The organism is Staphylococcus sp. HMSC14D10 (genome assembly GCF_001808125.1).
Classification (GTDB): Bacteria; Bacillota; Bacilli; order Staphylococcales; family Staphylococcaceae; genus Staphylococcus; species Staphylococcus haemolyticus.
Window position 1 is genome coordinate 139,016 of the sequence record NZ_KV792249.1, and the last position, 1,124, is coordinate 140,139.

Below are 1,124 nucleotides of genomic sequence, written 5' to 3' on the forward strand. Positions count from 1 at the left end.
AGGCTCAACGTCAATAAAGCAATTGGAATAAAGCATCTATGATTATTTGAAAACATAAGTTATAATACATTCAAAAATATTTTTGAATGAGGTGTAATTATGATTCAGACTATTGTAACTGCTGCTATTCTTTATATTGCGACAGCAGTAGATTTATTAGTGATTTTATTAATATTTTTTGCTAGAGCAAAGACTAGGAAAGAATATCGAGATATTTATATTGGTCAATATGTAGGATCTGTGGCATTGATTGTCGTAAGTTTATTCTTTGCCTTTGTCTTAAATTATGTTCCTGAAAAATGGATATTAGGATTATTAGGGTTAATACCGATTTATTTAGGAATTAAAGTAGCTATTTATGATGATTGTGAAGGAGAAAAGAGAGCTAAAAAAGAATTGAATGAAAAAGGATTGTCTAAATTAGTTGGTACGGTTGCAATTGTTACGATAGCAAGTTGTGGTGCTGATAATATTGGTTTATTTGTTCCGTATTTTGTGACATTAAGTGTTACTAATTTATTAATTACTCTGTTTGTCTTTTTAATTTTAATTTTCTTCTTGGTATTTACTGCACAAAAATTATCTAATATTCCAGGAGTTGGAGAAATTGTTGAGAAATTTAGTCGTTGGATTATGGCTGTTATTTATATAGCTTTAGGTTTATTTATTATTATTGAAAATGATACTATTCAAACAATTTTAGGATTTATATTTTAATTTAGGGTGCGATTTTATATGAGTTATGAAAATGCTTGTGATGTGATCTGTGTACATGAGGATAAAGTTAACAATGCTTTAAGTTTTTTAGAAGATGATAAATCTAAGAAATTACTTAACATTTTAGAAAAAATTTGTGATGAGAAGAAATTGAAAATCATATTATCTTTGATTAAAGAAGATGAGTTGTGTGTTTGTGATATTTCTTTGATATTGAAAATAAGTGTTGCTTCAACTTCACATCATTTAAGACTTTTATATAAAAATGATGTACTTGATTTTTATAAAAAGGGAAAGATGGCATATTATTTTATTAAAGACGATGAAATAAAAGAATTTTTCTCTAAAAATCAGGAGGGTTTTTGAAACGAGTGAAACGAGTTTCTTCTTGTCTTGATACTATAAAA

At 26.7% G+C, this 1,124-nt stretch carries 2 protein-coding genes; both read left to right on the top strand.

The annotated features are described in order from the left end of the window. The first annotated feature begins 99 nt into the window (after positions 1-99). The gene (locus HMPREF3134_RS05760) at positions 100-717 is read left to right on the top strand and encodes a CadD family cadmium resistance transporter (RefSeq protein WP_012818129.1); all 618 of its coding nucleotides are present in this window, start codon (positions 100-102) and stop codon (positions 715-717) included. 18 nt (positions 718-735) lie between these two features. Next, positions 736-1,083: an ArsR/SmtB family transcription factor gene (locus HMPREF3134_RS05765; RefSeq protein WP_002441960.1), complete on the top strand. Its 348-nt coding sequence runs from the start codon at positions 736-738 to the stop codon at positions 1,081-1,083. The last annotated feature ends 41 nt before the right edge of the window (positions 1,084-1,124 follow it).

Bases quoted from the DNA above. Each gene is read 5' to 3' on its own strand.
- HMPREF3134_RS05760 (WP_012818129.1), top strand. From the start codon at position 100: ATGATTCAGACTATTGTAACTGCTGCTATTCTTTATATTGCGACAGCA.
- HMPREF3134_RS05765 (WP_002441960.1), top strand. From the start codon at position 736: ATGAGTTATGAAAATGCTTGTGATGTGATCTGTGTACATGAGGATAAA.